The organism is Rhodococcus sp. NPDC047139, from assembly GCF_040643435.1.
Classification (GTDB): domain Bacteria; phylum Actinomycetota; class Actinomycetes; order Mycobacteriales; family Mycobacteriaceae; genus Rhodococcus.
Genome location: NZ_JBEYUH010000020.1, coordinates 62323 through 78680 on the forward strand (window position 1 = coordinate 62323; position 16358 = coordinate 78680).

General features: G+C 63.3%; 14 protein-coding genes. 3 read left to right on the forward strand and 11 right to left on the reverse strand.

The features are described from left to right. Positions 1-40: 40 nt before the first annotated feature. The 4 genes from ABZ789_RS20370 to ABZ789_RS20385 all read right to left on the reverse strand — a co-directional run bounded on the left by ABZ789_RS20370 (position 41) and on the right by ABZ789_RS20385 (position 3978). Positions 41-682, reverse strand: a complete 642-nt coding sequence (locus tag ABZ789_RS20370) for a Dabb family protein (RefSeq protein ID WP_358427671.1) — start codon at positions 680-682, stop codon at positions 41-43. Next, complete coding sequence (locus tag ABZ789_RS20375) at positions 675-1022, reverse strand: hypothetical protein (protein WP_358427674.1); 348 nt, start codon at positions 1020-1022, stop codon at positions 675-677. The genes ABZ789_RS20370 and ABZ789_RS20375 overlap by 8 nt, the downstream gene beginning before the upstream one ends. Positions 1023-1209: 187 nt before the next feature. Next, the gene (locus ABZ789_RS20380; RefSeq protein WP_358427677.1) at positions 1210-2376 is read right to left on the reverse strand and encodes a Rieske 2Fe-2S domain-containing protein; all 1167 of its coding nucleotides are present in this window, start codon (positions 2374-2376) and stop codon (positions 1210-1212) included. Between the two features lie 108 nt (positions 2377-2484). Next, a complete protein-coding gene (locus tag ABZ789_RS20385) occupies positions 2485-3978 on the reverse strand; it encodes an MFS transporter (protein ID WP_358427680.1) in 1494 nt (497 codons plus the stop codon). A gap of 223 nt (positions 3979-4201) precedes the next feature. Here ABZ789_RS20385 and ABZ789_RS20390 point away from each other — a divergent pair, with 223 nt between their 5' ends. Then, a complete protein-coding gene (locus ABZ789_RS20390) occupies positions 4202-5665 on the forward strand; it encodes an FAD-dependent oxidoreductase (RefSeq protein ID WP_358427683.1) in 1464 nt (487 codons plus the stop codon). A gap of 24 nt (positions 5666-5689) precedes the next feature. Here ABZ789_RS20390 and ABZ789_RS20395 read toward each other — a convergent pair whose 3' ends face one another. The 6 genes from ABZ789_RS20395 to ABZ789_RS20420 are packed head-to-tail and all read right to left on the reverse strand — an operon-like array spanning position 5690 to position 12509. Then, on the reverse strand, positions 5690-6931 hold the full coding sequence (locus ABZ789_RS20395) for an MFS transporter (RefSeq protein ID WP_358427686.1): 1242 nt from the start codon (positions 6929-6931) through the stop codon (positions 5690-5692). A 22-nt stretch (positions 6932-6953) separates the two neighbouring features. Then, positions 6954-7946 carry an oligopeptide/dipeptide ABC transporter ATP-binding protein gene (locus tag ABZ789_RS20400; RefSeq protein WP_358427689.1) on the reverse strand — a complete coding sequence of 331 codons (993 nt, stop codon included), beginning with the start codon at positions 7944-7946 and terminating at the stop codon, positions 6954-6956. Then, positions 7947-9071 (reverse strand): ABC transporter ATP-binding protein, encoded by a 1125-nt coding sequence (locus ABZ789_RS20405; RefSeq protein ID WP_358427692.1) that lies wholly within the window; start codon positions 9069-9071, stop codon positions 7947-7949. After that, positions 9068-10018 carry an ABC transporter permease gene (locus tag ABZ789_RS20410; RefSeq protein ID WP_358427694.1) on the reverse strand — a complete coding sequence of 317 codons (951 nt, stop codon included), beginning with the start codon at positions 10016-10018 and terminating at the stop codon, positions 9068-9070. Before ABZ789_RS20410 ends, ABZ789_RS20405 begins: the two co-directional genes overlap by 4 nt. Further along, the gene (locus ABZ789_RS20415) at positions 10015-10959 is read right to left on the reverse strand and encodes an ABC transporter permease (RefSeq protein WP_358427697.1); all 945 of its coding nucleotides are present in this window, start codon (positions 10957-10959) and stop codon (positions 10015-10017) included. The genes ABZ789_RS20410 and ABZ789_RS20415 overlap by 4 nt, the downstream gene beginning before the upstream one ends. Further along, complete coding sequence (locus ABZ789_RS20420; RefSeq protein ID WP_358427700.1) at positions 10959-12509, reverse strand: ABC transporter substrate-binding protein; 1551 nt, start codon at positions 12507-12509, stop codon at positions 10959-10961. The genes ABZ789_RS20415 and ABZ789_RS20420 overlap by 1 nt, the downstream gene beginning before the upstream one ends. 220 nt (positions 12510-12729) lie before the next feature. Here ABZ789_RS20420 and ABZ789_RS20425 point away from each other — a divergent pair, with 220 nt between their 5' ends. Beyond that, positions 12730-13545, forward strand: coding sequence for an SDR family NAD(P)-dependent oxidoreductase (locus ABZ789_RS20425; RefSeq protein WP_358427703.1), 816 nt, complete (start codon positions 12730-12732; stop codon positions 13543-13545). A gap of 525 nt (positions 13546-14070) precedes the next feature. Continuing rightward, a complete protein-coding gene (locus ABZ789_RS20430) occupies positions 14071-15114 on the forward strand; it encodes a hypothetical protein (RefSeq protein WP_358427705.1) in 1044 nt (347 codons plus the stop codon). Between the two features lie 92 nt (positions 15115-15206). On the opposite strand, the gene ABZ789_RS20435 is transcribed toward ABZ789_RS20430, so the two are convergent. Beyond that, positions 15207-15593 (reverse strand): VOC family protein, encoded by a 387-nt coding sequence (locus ABZ789_RS20435; protein ID WP_358427707.1) that lies wholly within the window; start codon positions 15591-15593, stop codon positions 15207-15209. Positions 15594-16358 lie beyond the last annotated feature (765 nt).

The following is a 16358-nucleotide window of genomic DNA, read 5'->3' on the forward strand; positions in this document are numbered from 1 at the left end:
TGCCGACGGTCCGGGGTACTTCGTCGTCATTCGGCGGTTCCTACTCGATCGCGATGTCGTCCACAGCGCAGAAGGTGTGGCACACCCGATCGCGGACAATGACTTCCGGGCATTCCGGGTCGAACCAGCGATCGACGATGCTCCAGTGAACCGGATGATTCAGGTACTGGCCCATCAAAGCGTCGTGATCGGTGAACTCCTGCTCCCACACGTGCGTCCATCGGGTACGGCCCACCGAATCGGCTACCCGGCTCAGGCGCCAGGCGACGATCGAGGGGATGTATCCCGGCATCTTCAACAGGTCGCCTTCGAATTCCTCGACGGCTTCGACGGGGCTGCAGGGGTCCACTCGCACCAGTAGCACCCGGTAGACCGTGCCAGGCTCGTCCGGGCGAGTGTGTGCGGGAGGGGCGTGATAGCCGACTCCGTCCACATATGCCGCGAGCGGTGTGTCGAGGGCGGCGTCGAAACGGCCGGTGTTGCGAGCGGCGATGTCCGAGGACGGAAAGCGTAGGTGGACCAGGACATCGCCACCGTTGATCACGCCGGGCAGGGTGGGAGCGACGAAGTGCCCGACCGTGTCGAGTCCCTTGGCGGCGATTCGAACGGTTTCGGTGTACTCGGCGCGGTCCGAAGCGCTTGCGGACTCGTCGAAGTGCACGACTCTGACCACGTTATACATCGGCAAGTCCTTCGACATCGGCGGCCTGCGCGGCCATCGTTCGCGAGCGTTCGGTGATGTATTCGGTCATATCCGACCACCACCGTCCGAGTTCGGGATCTCGCCGTCCCTGTCGAGTCATGTCCCACCACGATCTCACGCCTTCGACCGACCACGTGATGGTGACGACGTTGGCTTCGTCGTCGGACCAGAGTGGAGGGCTGACGAGAATCCGGTCGAGTGTCATACCTCGTTCACGTCCCCCCGGTACATATTCGGCGATATATCTGTCGACGAACGTACGTGCACATCCCGGCTTCGTGACCACACGGTCGACCACGAAGATCTTCTCGGCTGTCATACCGGAACCCTACGGCCGGCAGGGTATTTCCAGGAGGGCTGCATCCCGCTTCGCGGGAGGGTTTTCCTGATAGAAACAAGCAGGCCCACACGATTTTCGTGTGGGCCTGCCGTGAATGAGCCGTGCCTGTCGAATTGCGTCCGGCCGGCACCGCCGGTAACGCAGCTGTGCTACGGCGACGCGATTCTCACAGGTTCGCGTCGATTCGGTCCGTGCTCGCTCGGGCCATGTTCTCCTCGACCTCTTTCTGCCAACTCGACACAGCTCGGCTCGTGTCGATTTCGAACTCGAATCGCCTCGTCATGTCCGGCGTGACGTCTTCGACATCGACGTAGAACTGCTTGTACCAGCGGCGGAGCTGGTAGACCGGGCCGTCCTCCTCGGACAACAGCGGGTTGTCGATCGGCGCCTTGTTCTTCCAGATCTCGACGTCCTGTTCGAACCCGATCTCCACGCCTGCCGCGAACTGTGCGGCCATCTCGTTGGCTTCGGCATCGCTCAGGCCCGGCAACTTCTTCACCATCGCGCCGTATTGCAGGACGAAGGAGTTTTCCGACACCGGATAATGGCAATTGATGAGGACGGTTTCGATCTTCTGGCCGCTCGACTCGTTCTCGAGCCAGTCGATCATGTACGAGGGCCCGAAGTACGACGCGTACGACTTGTTGGGGATATCCGGGTTTCCGTAGTTGGTCCCGAGTTCCATGTCCTGGCGGCCCTTCGAATGCATGGTCTGGGTCGCGACATGACCCTCGAAAATGTTCTTGAAGAACACGGGGAACGCGTAATGGACGTAGAAGAAATGCGCCATGTCGACGACGTTGTCGACGATCTCGCGGCAATGGGATCCCTCGATGAGGATGGAATTCCATGTCCAGTCCGACCATTCGGAGGAGCCGACACCCTCGATCTCGGGGATCGTCACGTCGGGCGGAGGCGGATTGCCCTGCGGATCGTGCCAGACGAACAGCTGTCCGTTGCGTTCGAGCGTGAGCCACGCCCGAGTCTTCGCCAGCGGCGGCACACGGCGGGCGTAGGGAATCTCGGTACAGCGGCCGTTGCTGCCCCATCGCCAGTCGTGGAACGGACAGGCGACGGAGTCGCCCTTGATCGTTCCCTGGGCGAGATTGCCGCCCATGTGCCGGCAGTACGCGTCGAGGACAGCGAGTTCCCCTTTGCCGGTCTCGAAAACGACCAGGCTGGTGCCGAATGCGTCCACCTGATGTGGCTTACCGTCCCGGAAGTTTCGTGCGAGTCCGAGGCAGTGCCACCCCCGAGCGAACCGGGCAGGCGGTGCTGCCGCCTCGATTTCGCGGATCTCCTCGTTCGTGTTCTCTGTTGTGCTCTGCGACATGGGTCCTCCAAGGGGTTGCAACTGTGGGGCGGGTATCGAGGTTGTGTGGTGAACGTGTCTTCTACGGTGGGCTCGTTCGATACCGGAGTGCCGAACAGGGTTCGCTTCTCAGACTCTCGCTCCGGATAGGTCGGCGTCGTCCTCGTCACCGGTCGCGGGCGCGTCGACGTCACGTGCCGGTTGCGGGCGGCCGATGAACAAGCAGATCACCGCCACGATCAGCGAGCACAACACGAACCAGCCGACTGCCAGGTTGAGCGACGCCGCCGTCGGCATGGTCGTCTCCGGCACCGTCCACAGCGAGATCATGACCGACACGATGGCAACGCTGATGGCGGAGAATGCCTGTCGGGCGGTGGCCAGCACTCCGGTCGTGACGCTGGTGACGTCCTCCGGCACGGACTCGATGACGATCTTCGGATAACCGGTGTACGCGAAAGCTGTTGCGACCGCAGCAACGACGAAGACCGCGATCATGACCGGCAGCGACTTGTGGCCGACGAGAATCATGAGGTTGGCCACGGCGAACAGGGCGGCCCCGATGAAGAACGCGGTCCGCCCACCCCAGCGCCCTGCGACCACGCCCGCTATCGGGGACACTGCGAATCCGACGATAGCCCCGATGCCGCCGATCAGACCCGCCACGGTCGCCGACATGCCGAGTCCGATCGGCAGGGAGGTCGGAGCCTGGAGGATCATCGGGGTGATGATCTGTACGGCCCCGATCGGGCCGAGAGCCAGGACGGCAACACCGATCAGGTTGAGAGTCATCCGCTTGGTGCCCAGTGCTCGGAGATTGACCAGAGGTTCTGCCACACGCAATTCCCATACGGTCCACACGCTCAGAATGGCGAGACCGCCGATGATGAGTCCGAGGACGCGGAAACTCGTCCAACCCCAGGCCGACCCCTGAGTGATGCCGTACAGGAGCGCGACGAGGCCCGGGGTGAGCAGTGCGGCGCCGAGATAGTCGAACCGGGGCAGTTCGCCGCGTGTATGGGTGCTCGGGAGCGCAAGAGCAGCCACCACAGATGCAACGATGGCCAGCACGGCCGCGAAAACGAAGATCATGTGCCAGTCGGCCACGTCGAGCAGGACTCCCGCGACGAAATATCCACCCGACCCGGCGAGCAGTGCCGCGCCGCTGATGTAGCCGACGGCGAGCGATACCTTGCCCGGCGGAAGTGCCTCCCGTGCAAGGCCGTAGCAGAGCGGTAGGATCGCGCCCGCGGCACCCTGGATGCCTCGGCCGGCGATGATCGCACCCATCGAATCACCGAAGACGCTGACGGCCGAACCGAGGGTCGACACCATCATTGCGATGATCAGGATCTTCTTTCGTCCGTACAGGTCGCCGAGGCGCCCGCCGACAAGTGCGGTCGTCGCAGCGACGAGCATGAAGGCGGTCACTGCCCATCCGGTCGTCGAGGCCGGGGCATCGAAGATGTCACCGAACCGTGGCAGGGCTATGAAGATCATCCCGGCCTCGAAGGCGCTCACACATTCCGCCAGGACCAGGGCAGCGATGATGAAGGTCGTGGATCTGGTCGCTGCCTCACGGTCGAGGCGACCACCGGGCGGCGGGGTTGAGGGATCGGACATCCGTTGTCCTCCTGAGACGAGGCGAGGGTGGTTTCACCGCCCGCTGCGGCGAAACCTTCGTTCTCGGTCGGCTCATGCCGATCGAACCGATTGGGGACGAGTGTCGGCGGTCACTGTCGTGGACGCCTTGCGCGTTGACCACTGAGCGGGAGATTCGGTCCTTTTCCGAAAGGTGACAGTGGGACAGTGCTGCCCGTCGCACGTTGCCGCGAAGGAGAACGACATGCCCGACGAGTCCGTCCGTCCCGTACCCGAATCCGAGATCTCCGCGTGGGACTTCTCCGCCGACGTCGTCGTCGCCGGTTACGGAATCGCAGGAGTCGCGGCTGCCGTGGAAGCCGCGCGAGCAGGTGCCGACGTCCTCGTCCTCGAGCGATCCGGTGGTTGGGGCGGGGCAGCATCGATGGCCGGTGGATTCATCTACCTCGGGGGCGGAACACCGTTGCAGAAGGCGTGTGGCTTCGACGACACGGTTGAGAACATGAAGACCTTCATGAAGGCTGCACTCGGTCCCGCTGTGGACGACGCGAAGATCGATGCGTACTGCGAAGGCAGCGTCGACCACTACAACTGGCTGGTCGAAGCCGGTGTGCCGTTCAAGGAGGAGTTCTGGGGCGAGCCCGGCTGGGAGCCGGCGCACGACGAAGGGCTGATGTACTCCGGGGGAGAGAATGCCGCACCCTTCGCGGATGTGATTCCTCCTGCGCCGCGGGGACATCTACCCAAGATGGACAACAAGAAGACCGGTGAACGCGGGGGCGGCTACATGCTGATGAAGCCCCTCGTCGAAACAGCAGAAAAGCTGGGAGTGAAAGCGGAATACGACATCCGGGTCCTGACAGTGGTCGTGAACGACGACGGCCGCGTCGTGGGTGTGGTCGCGCGCAGGTACGGCAGGACGATTGCCATCCGCGCCAACCGCGGCGTCGTGCTCGCGATGGGAAGTTTGGCATTCGACGAGGAGATGGTGCGTGATTACGTGCCGGCCCTCCTCGGGCGTCCGGGATCTGCTGTCGACGCTCACGACGGTCGGGCGATCCGGATCGGACAAGCGCTCGGTGCTGCGACCGCACACATGGACGCTGCGGAGGTCGCCGTCCACACCTCACCTCGGCTCATGGTCCGAGGAATCATCGTCAATGCGCACGGTCAACGATTCATCACCGAGGACACCTACCCGGGCAGAATCGGACAGGCGATGTTGTTCCACCAGAACAACGAGGCATTTCTGATCATCGACCAGCAGACACACGACGAAGTAATGGGTCCGGGATCGGCGGGTCTGCAACCGACGTGGGTCTGCGAATCCGCCGCCGAACTCGAGGCGGAGATGGGACTACCTGCCGGAGCACTGACTTCTACGGTGAACCTCTACAACACGCACGCTGAGAGCGGATCCGACCCGATGTTCTCCAAGAATGAGAAATGGGTGAGGCCCATCGGAACTCCGATTGCCGCCTTCGATCTGCGCGGTATGACCAGTGGCTTTCCGTTGGGAGGATTGAAGACGACGGTGGATTCGGAAGTCCTCCATGTTTCGGGGGAGAGGATCCAGGGGCTGTTCGCGGCCGGGCGGTGCACAGCCGGTGTCTGCGCCGGAGGATACGCCAGCGGTGCGAGCCTCGGTGACGGCAGCTTCTTCGGGCGACGAGCTGGAAAAGCCGCAGCAGCAAGCGATCAGGGGTAATTCACCACCACTGCCCGGGCCCGATCACTCGAGCGTTCTTGCACCCCGACTACCGGCGTCGGCGAGAGTCGCGGCCACCGACGTGGGGTGTGCTGTCCGACGTTGCACCCGCAATCCCAGAGCGAAGAGCACAAAGGCCAGGCAGGCGATCGTCGCGCCACCCAGTGCAATGGCCGAACCACCATCGTGCACCAGCTGCGCCCCGATCAACGGTGCGAGTGCAATGCCGACATAGTTCGTGGTGGAGAACCAGGAGAGTGACACCGTTGCCACCTGTGGTGCGATCGAGATCAATTGATGCTGACGAGGAATGACAACCAGACACGACGCCACGCCGTACGCCGCAAATCCGACAGCAGCCAGTGCATAGCTGTTGCCGGCCGACGTGAGAAAGAGCAAGGTGCACGCCAACACCGCCGTGCCGAACAATCCGACGGGACCATGGCCCCATCTGTCGTCGAGCCGGCCTCCCGCCAAGGTTCCGGCAATGCCCGCTATTCCGATCAACAGCAACAGGATTGCCAATGGAGTGCCGGTACGGCCAGACACTTCGGCGCCGAAGATGTACACAATTTCCATAGCCAGTACGACGAGGACGTTGCCCACCAAGGCGATCAGCAGGAGGGGATTCGAGAAAACGGTGAGTAGCGCCCGCCCACCTGGAACGTGCCCGATCGGTAGATCTCGCACGAACCCCATCATCGCAAAGGACACCAACGCTGCCAGTCCAGCGACGATCCCCATCGAAACCCGCCAGTCTGTCAAGGCGGCGAGAGCCGTGGCGATGGGTGCGCCCAGCGCGGTTGCAGCCGTGAAACCCACGCCTACCGCCGCCAGGGCGCGCCCCCGCCGCTCAGGAGCGACGAGCTCCGGCGCTACTGCCATAGCCACTGGCACCACGGCTGCAGCGCCCAATGCGGAGAGCGCACGACCACCGATGAACCAGGCGAGGGTCGGCGCCACTGCCGCTACCGACGTGCCGACGGCAACGACAACGAGGCCGGTGGTCAGGACGGCGGTTCGGGAGCGGCGAGAGAAGACGGAAGCAAACAGGGGAGAGGCGATCGCGGCGACCAGCGCGTACGCCGTGATCCCATAGCTCACACTACCGATGGACACATCGAGCCCTTCGGCGATGTTCGGAAGGAGTCCGGCGATGTTCAGCGAGTTCGTCGTGACGACGAACGTTGCCACACCGAGCAGGGCGAGCCGGACAGACGGTGAGTGGCCGTGCACAACACCTCGATTGCGGAAGTCGGGATCCACCGTTGTCCTGGTCCTTCTGCCCTCAGGACGCCAGATGGCAGGCGACGAAATGCTCCGGTCGGACCTCGCGGATCTGTGGCTCCTCCTCGGCACAGATGGACTCTGCCCGTGGGCATCGCGTGCGGAAGCGGCATCCGCTCGGCGGATCGATGGGGGACGGCAGATCACCCGACAAGCTGAGCTGCTTCGGTGCGACCTCGGGATCCGGTTCGGGGATCGCCGACAGCAATGCCTCGGTGTACGGATGCAACGGGTCGGCATAGAGCAGATCCGGTGACGCAACTTCACAGATCTTGCCGAGGTACATCACCATCACCCGGTCACTGACGTTCTTCACGACAGCGAGATCGTGAGCGATGAACAACAGTGTCAGCCCGTACCGTTCCTTCATGTCCTCGAGCAGATTGAGGATCTGGGCTTGGACCGACACGTCGAGGGCGGAGACAGGTTCGTCACAGATCACCAGTTCGGGCTCCACCACTACGGCGCGGGCGATCGAGATGCGTTGGCACTGACCACCCGAGAACTCGTGCGGTCGCCGGTCTCCCGCGACGGCCGGGTCGAGGCCGACCACCGAAAGTATGTCGTCGACCATGGCCTGCTTGGCTGCGCGACTGCGTCCGCCGGCGACATCCAGTCCTTCGGCGACGATGTGTCGGACCTTGCGCAGAGGATTGAGCGACGAGATGGGATCCTGGAAGATCATCTGGAGGGTTCCTCGCGCCGAGCGCAATTCACGCGGTGACATCGCAGCCAGATCGGCACCCTTGAACTTCACCTCTCCCGAGGTGGGCCGCGGCAATTGCATGACGGCCTTGGCAACGGTCGATTTTCCGCAACCCGATTCGCCCACCACGCCGAGCGTTTCGCCCCGTGCGATATCGAAGCTGACATCCGAGACCGCCTGTACCTTCCCGGTTCGTCCGGCGTCGTATTCCACGACGAGATTGCGGACGGTGAGCAGCAGATCGTGGCTGTCCGCTTCCCGTAGGTGGGCGGTTCCTGTACCGGCCATCTAGTGCACGCTCCTCGAGTCCACGGGAAGACCGGCGGCGGTCCGCCCTTCGTCCAGATTGGTGGTCCACGCGTCGTCCCCGGCCTGCGTGCCGACGGGGAAGAAGCATGCGTGACGGTGCCGGTCGCCGGTCGTTCCGTCCGTCGTCAGTCTCGGCGTCTCGGCAAGACAACGTGGCCGCGCGTGCGGGCAACGCGCCGCGAATGCGCATCCCGGTGGTGGGTCGATGACGGTGGGTGGCCGGCCCGGGATCGCACGCAGGCGGGTGTGACTGGGGTCGGAGATCCGGGGAATCGACCCCACCAACGCTCTTGTGTACGGATGCCGCATCTCGCGGAAGAGGACCTTGGTCGGTGCCTGCTCGACGACTCGTCCGGCGTACATCACCGCGATCTCGTCGGACCTGCCGGCAACCACGCCGAGGTCGTGCGTGATGAGAACCATCGCCATGTCCTGCTCGCGCTGCAGTCGCTCGAGCAAGGTGAGGATCTGATGTTGAACGGTCACGTCGAGTGCCGTCGTCGGCTCGTCGGCGATCAGCAGGCGTGGTGAGCATGCCAGTGCCAACGCGATCACGACGCGTTGCCGCATTCCTCCGGACAGATTGTGCGGGTATTGCTTCAGGCGCTTGCGCGGCTCGGGGATGCCCACCCATTCGAGCAGTTCTTCGGCTCGGGCGAGAGCTTCGGATTTGTTCATCGGCAGGTGACGGCGCAGCGTCTCGGTGAGTTGCGAACCGATTGTCAGCACCGGAGTAAGGGACGTCATCGGGTCCTGGAACACCATCGCCATCCGGGCACCCCACAGCTTCCGGGCTTCCTCCCGACCAAGGGTGGCAGTGTCGCGGCCCTCGAATTCGATCCTCGAACCGCTACGCACCACGGCACTCGGAGCGAGGATGTTCATCACGGCTCTCGACAGCACCGACTTGCCGGAACCGGATTCGCCAACGATCCCGAGTGTGCGTCCGGGTGCCACGTCGAGCGTGACGCCGTCGACCGCGCGGACCATGCCGCGGGGCGTATCGAACCAGACACGCAGGTCGGTCACCGACAGCGTCGGTGCTTCGGTGTCCTGCGGCAGCACCTGAGTCACAGTGCCGATGTCCTTTCCCTTGGAGGTCACAGCGACGACTCCCGTCCCACGCGTCCACGTGCCCAGTCACCGACCCGGTTGAGGGAGAACACCGTGAGGAAGAAGAACACGCCCGGCACGAGCACCAGAGCCGGGTTCTCGTAGAGACTCTCCCGCCCGGCAGCGATCATTCCTCCCCAGCTCGGTGCAGGTGGGGGGACACCGAGTCCGAGGAAGCTCAGCGACCCTTCGGCGACGACCAGAGTGGCCGCGACGACGGTTGCGAACGAAACCACCGGCAGCAGCACATTGGGCAGGATTTCTCGGCGGAGTATGCGAGTGCTGCTCGACCCCATGGACTTCGCCGCGATGACGAACTCGCGATCCGCATAGGCGATGGTGTTGGCACGGGCGATACGCGCGAATGTCGGTGCCCCGACCACACCGAGTCCGATCGCAAGGGTCACTGCACTCGGTTCCCGCAGTGCGACCAGCGCGATCAGGAGGATCAGCGGTGGGAACGCGAGGATCGTGTTGGTGGACAGATCGAAGACGACGTCGAATGCGCGACGGAAATACCCCGCGATGAGACCCGCGGCGGTGCCGATCACCATCGCCACCAAGGTGGCGCCGATCGCAACTGCCAGGGAAACCCGCGCGCCGTGCAGCGCGCGGCTGAGTTGATCGCGTCCGAGTTGATCGGTACCGAGGATGTGTTCGGCATTCTGGAAGGGCGGTAACGAATACAGATTCCCCACGAGGTCCGGAGCCGGCAACGGCAGCAGGTCGACGAACAGTGCGGCGAGCACGATCGCGACCAGCCAGCACCCGCCGAAGAATGCCCCGACGTCCCGACGGCGCCGACGGCGCCCGGCGGGTTCCACTTCGGCCGATGGCGGAGTGAGTTCGTCGACTGGTGCGCTGCCGTGCTGCGGATCGAGGATCGGAAGCCGTTCTTCGGAGACGGTCGAGGCGGGTTTGTCGAGGCTGTGGCTCACGAAGTCCTCACTCTCGGGTCCAGAAGCGGATAGGTCAGATCGACGAGAGCGTTGAGCAACACGTACGCGACCGCCACCACGAGGACGATGCCCTGCACCAGAAGGAAATCCCTGCCGGTGATCGCGGTGATCACCAGCGTGCCGAGACCTGGGAGCGAGAACAGCGACTCGACGATCACCGTTCCCCCGATCAGTCGGCCGAGCGAGACTCCCATCACCGTGAGAAGTGAGAACGCTGAGGGGCGCAGTGCGTGGACCATCAGGATCCGCGGTGTGGACAGTCCTCGTGCCCGCGCAGACAGGACGAAGTCCTGTTGGAGTGTCGCCACCATGTCGTTCCTGAGAAGGCGGATGAAACCCACCGTTTCGACGGCAGCGAGTGTCACGACCGGGAGAACAAGGCTGCGTAGGTGCGGCACAAGCCCTTCGGACAGTGGGGTCCATCCGGTGACCGGCAGTGCCGACAGTGTCACCGCGAAGACGAACACCAACAGCACGCCCAGGAGGAAGCTGGGGATCGACAGGGTGATCGAGCACAAGAACGTGGTTATGCGGTCCACGATCCCGCCCGGCCGATAACCCGAGTAGACACCGACAGGAACAGCGATGAGCAGTGCGAGAAGTATCGACACCGCGGCGAGTTCGAGGGTCACGGGCAAACGCTCGAGGATCGATTGCGTCACCGGAACCTGGGAGTGCATCGAACGTCCGAGGTCACCTTGAAGTGCACCGCCGAGCCACGCCATGAAGCGCTCGGTGAGCGACCCGTTCAACCCGAACCTCTCCTCGGCGGCGGCGCGCATCTCCGGACTCGCGCCCTCGGGCAGAACCGAAGCGAGTCGATCACCCGGGATCGTTTCCAGAAGAAGAAAAGTCGTCACGCTCACCAGGCCGAGAACTGTGACGAGCTTCGCGACTTGCCGCATTGCGGACCGGTACATCACTGCTGGATCCACACCAGCTCGGGACGGAACCAGTACTGGTAAGCCACTTCGACGCCATGAACGTTTGCCGGGCTGATCAGATCCGTGCGGGCGTGCCGCCAGAAGCGATAGGCGTTGGTGGCCACCAACTCGTTGATCGCCGTCTTGTATGCGCTCTCCACCACTGCCGGGTCGTTCGACGTGTGGGTGAGATCGAGAGCCTCGTCGACGGTCGGGTTCGAATAGCCCGAGTTGTTGGACGACCCTCCGGTACGGAACACCTTGTAGAGATTCTCGGGATGCGCGCCTCCCAGAGCGCTGACGATCAGGTCGTAGTCGCCGGAGGTCAGTGCGGCCGCGAAAGCAGCGCCTTCGAGAGGAGCAATACGTACGCGCAGACCGTCGACCTGCTGCAACTGGGACTGGATCAGTTCGGCTGTCTGGCTCAGCACCGGGCTCCCGGCGGTGATGACATACGTGAGTTCGATATCGCCGGCGCCGGTACGGGCACGGTAACCGTCGAGGAGTCGCTGGGCGCCTTCCACATCGCGCGCGGGCCAAAGCGAGGCCGAATCGTGGAACGGGCTGTCCTCCGGGACGAAACCCGACGCCACCGGCTCACCGGGGTAGACGGCGTTCATGATCTGCTCGTTGTCGATCAGCTTCGCGATAGCGGTGCGTACATCGGGATCGGCGAGTGCGCCGCGATGACTCGGCCGGACACCGGTGCCTCCGAGCAGGGTGCCGTGAGCGACGTTCATGCCCGCACTTTTCGCGCGCTCGGCATATTTCTGCACGGTGACCGCCATGACGTCGACTTCCCCGGCCTGCAGGGCATTGAATCGCTGGTCGTCGGCGGGGATCGTCTTCAGCACAAGGCGGTCGACATACGGCCGGGGCTGGTCCCAATAGGACGGATTGCGGTCGAGGACCATCTCCGTGCCGCGCGCCCACGAGGTGAGGGTGAAGGGGCCTGCGCCCACCGGGTTGTTGCCGAAATCGGCGCCTTTCGTCTCGATCGCGCTGGGGGAGGCGATATATGCGAGTGCTTCGGTGAGGCCGAAGTCGAGCTGATAATTGACCTCTTTCGCCGTGACCGACAGAGTGGTCGGATCGACGACCTCCCAGTCGATGGTCTTTGCGACGGAGGCGCTGGGCGACAGAAGAGCGGGATCCAGTATGCGGTCCCAGTTGAACGCGACGGCGGCTGCATCGAGCGGAGTGCCGTCGGTGAAGGTCAGGCCGGGCCGCAGTTTCAGCGTCCAGTTCTTGCCGTCCTCGGTGGTGAACGACTCCGCCATGCCCGGTTCGATCTCTCCGGTCTCGAGGTCGTAATAGAGCAACGCGCCGTATACCGCTTGGCACGGGCCGACGCCGATACCGATGGCGCAGGTCGCAGGATCGACGGATTGTGCCTCGGTGTTGTACGAATACACCAGCGTTCCACCACGTACGGGGTCGCCGGCAGGCGACACGGAAGACGCCGCTTCACCGCCGCACGCGGATACGAGCAATGCGACGGCAGCACCGGTACAGGCGGTTGTTGCCAGGCGTGGAGCAATCTTCACAGCACTCTCCTCGACGACATCGGGGGTCAGGCGCGGGGCCAATGGAGACCAAAGACAGTGAGTGCATTAGGTCACAGGTCGCAATGAGGGCCGAAACGGTTGTTCCACTGAGCGGGTGATCGGGTGGCTCCGCGGCGCTGCGAATACCTTTATGGATCAGAGTAATTGCCGAGTCGTATTCGAAGTCCACGACGCGGCCAGGTCGACGAAGCGGAGAACGATGAAGGAACTGCGCGGTCGTGTCGCGGTCGTCACAGGCGGTGCGAGCGGAATCGGGTTCGGGCTGGCGACCAGATTTCTTCAGGAAGGGATGAAGGTCGTCGTCGCCGACAACGACAGTGACGGCTTGGCCCGAGCGGCGAAGGAGCTGTCTCGCTCCGGTGAGGTTCTGCCTGTGGATACCGATGTCGCCGAACCGGATTCGGTCCAGTCGCTGGCGGATGCGACGATGAACCGCTTCGGGGCCGTTCACGTTCTCTGCAACAACGCGGGTGTCGGAGGTCTGCAGCGATTCGAGACCATGAGCCTGGCCACCTGGAACTGGACTCTCGGCGTGAATCTGTGGGGCGCTGTGCACGGTTGCCACATCTTCCTGCCTCTACTCGCGGCACAGGACGAGGCGTACATCGTCAATACGGCCTCCATGTCCGGCTTCCTGACCGGTCCGTATCTGCAGCCCTACACGGTGTCCAAGGCAGGTGTGGTCGCGCTCTCCGAGGCTCTGGCGAACGAGTTCGCGAAGGAATATCCCCACATCGGGGTCGCCGTCTTGTGCCCGGCCTACACGGCGACATCGATTCGCCACGACGAACGCAATGCTCCTGCGGGCCATGTGCCGCGAAGTCTGGCGGATCCTGTGACGGCCGAGCTTCGGGAGGCGGTGGACTCGATGATCGAGGAGGAGGGCATTTCGACTGCCGAAGTCGCCGATCTTGTGGTTCGCGGGATGGCAGAGCGCAAGACACACATCTTCCCGCACCCCGAATGGTTCGACTTCTGGCAGCAACGGGTCGACAGGGTCCGCGCTCAGCTCTGATCGTTCTGCGGCCGGATTCGATCGGACCGTGCCCTCGGCTCCTCGAAGAGTCGGGCGCAGTCCCGCGTTCTACCGGAAGCGGCGCACGGTGACCGGAACCATGTCGGTTCCGGGCGTAAATCCGTCCGATTCTGTCGCGATTCGGTTGACGATCAGCCGGGCTACTATCCGGCTCTCTTGAAGCGGCGCTCCAGTACCGTGTTGCGCCGGGTCGAATAGTTCCCGGCTCTACGGCCGTCCCTCTCGCAGAAACAATTCGCGGACGCAATTTCACATTCATCTCCCGGATGCAGGTGTCGATCGGGAGTGCGCACGAGATGCTCATTGGTCCGACGATCAGGCCACAGAAGGACAGTGCGGCCAACCGGGCGTTTCACACACCGGGAGGGCGCGACGCTCACACGACGATGTCGACGCCAACCTCCCGCTCCGTGGAATCCGATCTGAACCGACGGGGTCGAAAGTGCTTATCGTGTCGCGGATCGCCGTTCCGCCGGGCTGAGGCCGCGGCAGAGAGGAGCCCCAATGACAACCCTCGAGCGCCATCCGATGATCCCCGTGGCGCCGCCTTCCGTGATCGACAACTTCTATACACCGGAGGAGATCGCGACGATCTTCTCCGTGATCCGGGAGCACGGACCGTGGCGCCTGATTCTTGCTCATCATTTCTCCTCGACCGAGGAGTATCTCGCGATCTCGGGCGGAAAAGACCGCAAAGCGGACGCGAAATTGTCGGACTTCGTCGCGCCGGTGTTCCGGGGATTTCTCGGTAACGACGGTGTTGTCTTCTATCCCGAGCTACACGACATCTATTTCGGGCGTAAGCTTCTCGACACCGCACGGTCGCTCCACGGAGCAAAGTACGGCATGGCGCACGACCTGCTCTTCAATCTGTGCGGGCCCTCGCACAGTTACGATCCGGGTCATTTCGACACGGCTGTCTTCCGTGGCATGGGCTTGTTCAACACGCCGATCTGGCTGTTGGCGATCATGTCCAAATCCGGCCTCTTCGACGCCTGGGAGGTCAAGTCGGCCCAGGTTCTCACATACTTCAACAGGTCCGATATCGACGGTGGTTTCACGTACTGGCCGGACGGCCCGGACGAGGACCCCGCCCGGATCGCGGCTCCGTTCTGGAATACCGCCTTTCTCACGGACAATTCCCGGATGTACCACCGCAGAGAATCGAACGGGGCCCGGGATCAGCGTGACTATCCCGAGTTGGACATGACCTCCCGATTGCATGCCGAGGCGGACGGGCAGTGGTCGGTTCGAAATGGCGACAAAGAGATTCGGCGTTTCGATGAGGCAGATATACGAGTGCTCGTTCACTACACAGCCTTGTTGTTCGACGATATCGACGATGTTCGCCGCTACCAGGACCACACCGACGACCTGACTCCCGACAAGGTGTTCGCAATCCTGATCGACGACATGCGAGCGAAAGGGCAGGTCGTCGACGAACCGAGCGACCCGATGAACGACATGGCATTCGTGGCGCGATTGACCGAGTTCTACAAGATGGCGCCCAGCCGTTATCCGGCGGAGGCCCCGCTCGAAGTGCGATGAGCGACCGCTCTTCCGTGTCCGGCCGGCGCCGGACACGGAAGAGCGGTGCCGAAGGTACGTGCTCGTCGCCAGGTAACCGTACCGAGTTCCGTCTACAGATTCTGGGCGATCTCGATGAGGTGTCCTTCGGGGTCCCTGACGAAGGCCACGGCGAACCCGAGGTCGGGCATCTCCTCGATCGGAGTGTCGACAGTCCCGCCGGCCTCCTCGACTGCACGCACGGTGGCGGCGACGTCGGTCACGTTGAATCCGAGCACGGACTCCCCTACCGGGGGAGTGGGACGCTCGACGTACCGCCACACGATCAGTGAGGAGTCGTCCTCCCGGCCACTGGTGAGAATGATCTCCTCCACGGTGTCGTTCCCTCGATCGACTGTGAGCCGGTTCTTCTCCTTCATGCCGAAAGCCGCTGCGTAGAAGTCGGCTTCGGATTCGATGTCGTCGACGAATATCTTCGTGAATGCGAAACGTGTGCCCATGTCCATCTATCTCCCTGTCGGATCGCGGTGTGATTCATGGATGTTCGTGTGTATTCCGTCCGCGGTGACTCCACGCGACAAGTCGAAGTTCCACTGAGTGGTTCATTGCGTGTGCGGCTCAGCATGTTTCGACCATTCTCGCGGCCGGCGGGACGTTCTTCGTCACCCGCGCGGTGTGGCTTCACATGTGGGATCGCGGTTACGGCCGTCTCGTCAACGTCTCGTCGGCGGCGTTCCTCGGAATGCGGAGTTCGCCGGATATCCCGCAGCGAAAGAGGCGACGTGGGGTCTGACGAGAAACCTGGCCTACCGTGCCGCGGCCGACAACAAGGACATCAAGGTCAACTGTGTGATGCCCACAGCTGCCGCGAGAATGACGGGGCTCATGGGGGACACCATCTCTGCAGGCATGGAGAAGTACTACCCGCCCGAGGCGGCGGCACCCGCAGTGGCGTATCTGGCGCACGAAGACGTGGCCGTGTCGGGAGAGATGTTCGCCGTCGGCGGAGATCATATGCGAAGAATGTTCATCGGGGTGACGCCCGGCTTCCAGGCAGCCGGGAGAACTGTCTCTCGAGGCGATTCGCGACAATCTCGACGTGGTCATGAGCACCGAGAGCTACGTCGTCGCGCGGAATGCGCTGGACAAAGTCATGCTCGACCCGCGGGCTGAATCGCCCCGGGTCTGTCGGAGGCTCTCGAACCTGTGAAGGATAGAGAGCATGGCAGCACCACGGAAGTACAGCGTTGAGCTGAAGGAACGAG

What these genes read in the sequence shown, in the direction of transcription:
- ABZ789_RS20370 (WP_358427671.1), bottom strand. Translation starts at nt 682, where the DNA reads ATGTATAACGTGGTCAGAGTCGTGCACTTCGACGAGTCCGCAAGCGCT.
- ABZ789_RS20375 (WP_358427674.1), bottom strand. Translation starts at nt 1,022, where the DNA reads ATGACAGCCGAGAAGATCTTCGTGGTCGACCGTGTGGTCACGAAGCCG.
- ABZ789_RS20380 (WP_358427677.1), bottom strand. Translation starts at nt 2,376, where the DNA reads ATGTCGCAGAGCACAACAGAGAACACGAACGAGGAGATCCGCGAAATC.
- ABZ789_RS20385 (WP_358427680.1), bottom strand. Translation starts at nt 3,978, where the DNA reads ATGTCCGATCCCTCAACCCCGCCGCCCGGTGGTCGCCTCGACCGTGAG.
- ABZ789_RS20390 (WP_358427683.1), top strand. Translation starts at nt 4,202, where the DNA reads ATGCCCGACGAGTCCGTCCGTCCCGTACCCGAATCCGAGATCTCCGCG.
- ABZ789_RS20400 (WP_358427689.1), bottom strand. Translation starts at nt 7,946, where the DNA reads ATGGCCGGTACAGGAACCGCCCACCTACGGGAAGCGGACAGCCACGAT.
- ABZ789_RS20415 (WP_358427697.1), bottom strand. Translation starts at nt 10,959, where the DNA reads ATGTACCGGTCCGCAATGCGGCAAGTCGCGAAGCTCGTCACAGTTCTC.
- ABZ789_RS20425 (WP_358427703.1), top strand. Translation starts at nt 12,730, where the DNA reads ATGAAGGAACTGCGCGGTCGTGTCGCGGTCGTCACAGGCGGTGCGAGC.
- ABZ789_RS20430 (WP_358427705.1), top strand. Translation starts at nt 14,071, where the DNA reads ATGACAACCCTCGAGCGCCATCCGATGATCCCCGTGGCGCCGCCTTCC.
- ABZ789_RS20435 (WP_358427707.1), bottom strand. Translation starts at nt 15,593, where the DNA reads ATGGGCACACGTTTCGCATTCACGAAGATATTCGTCGACGACATCGAA.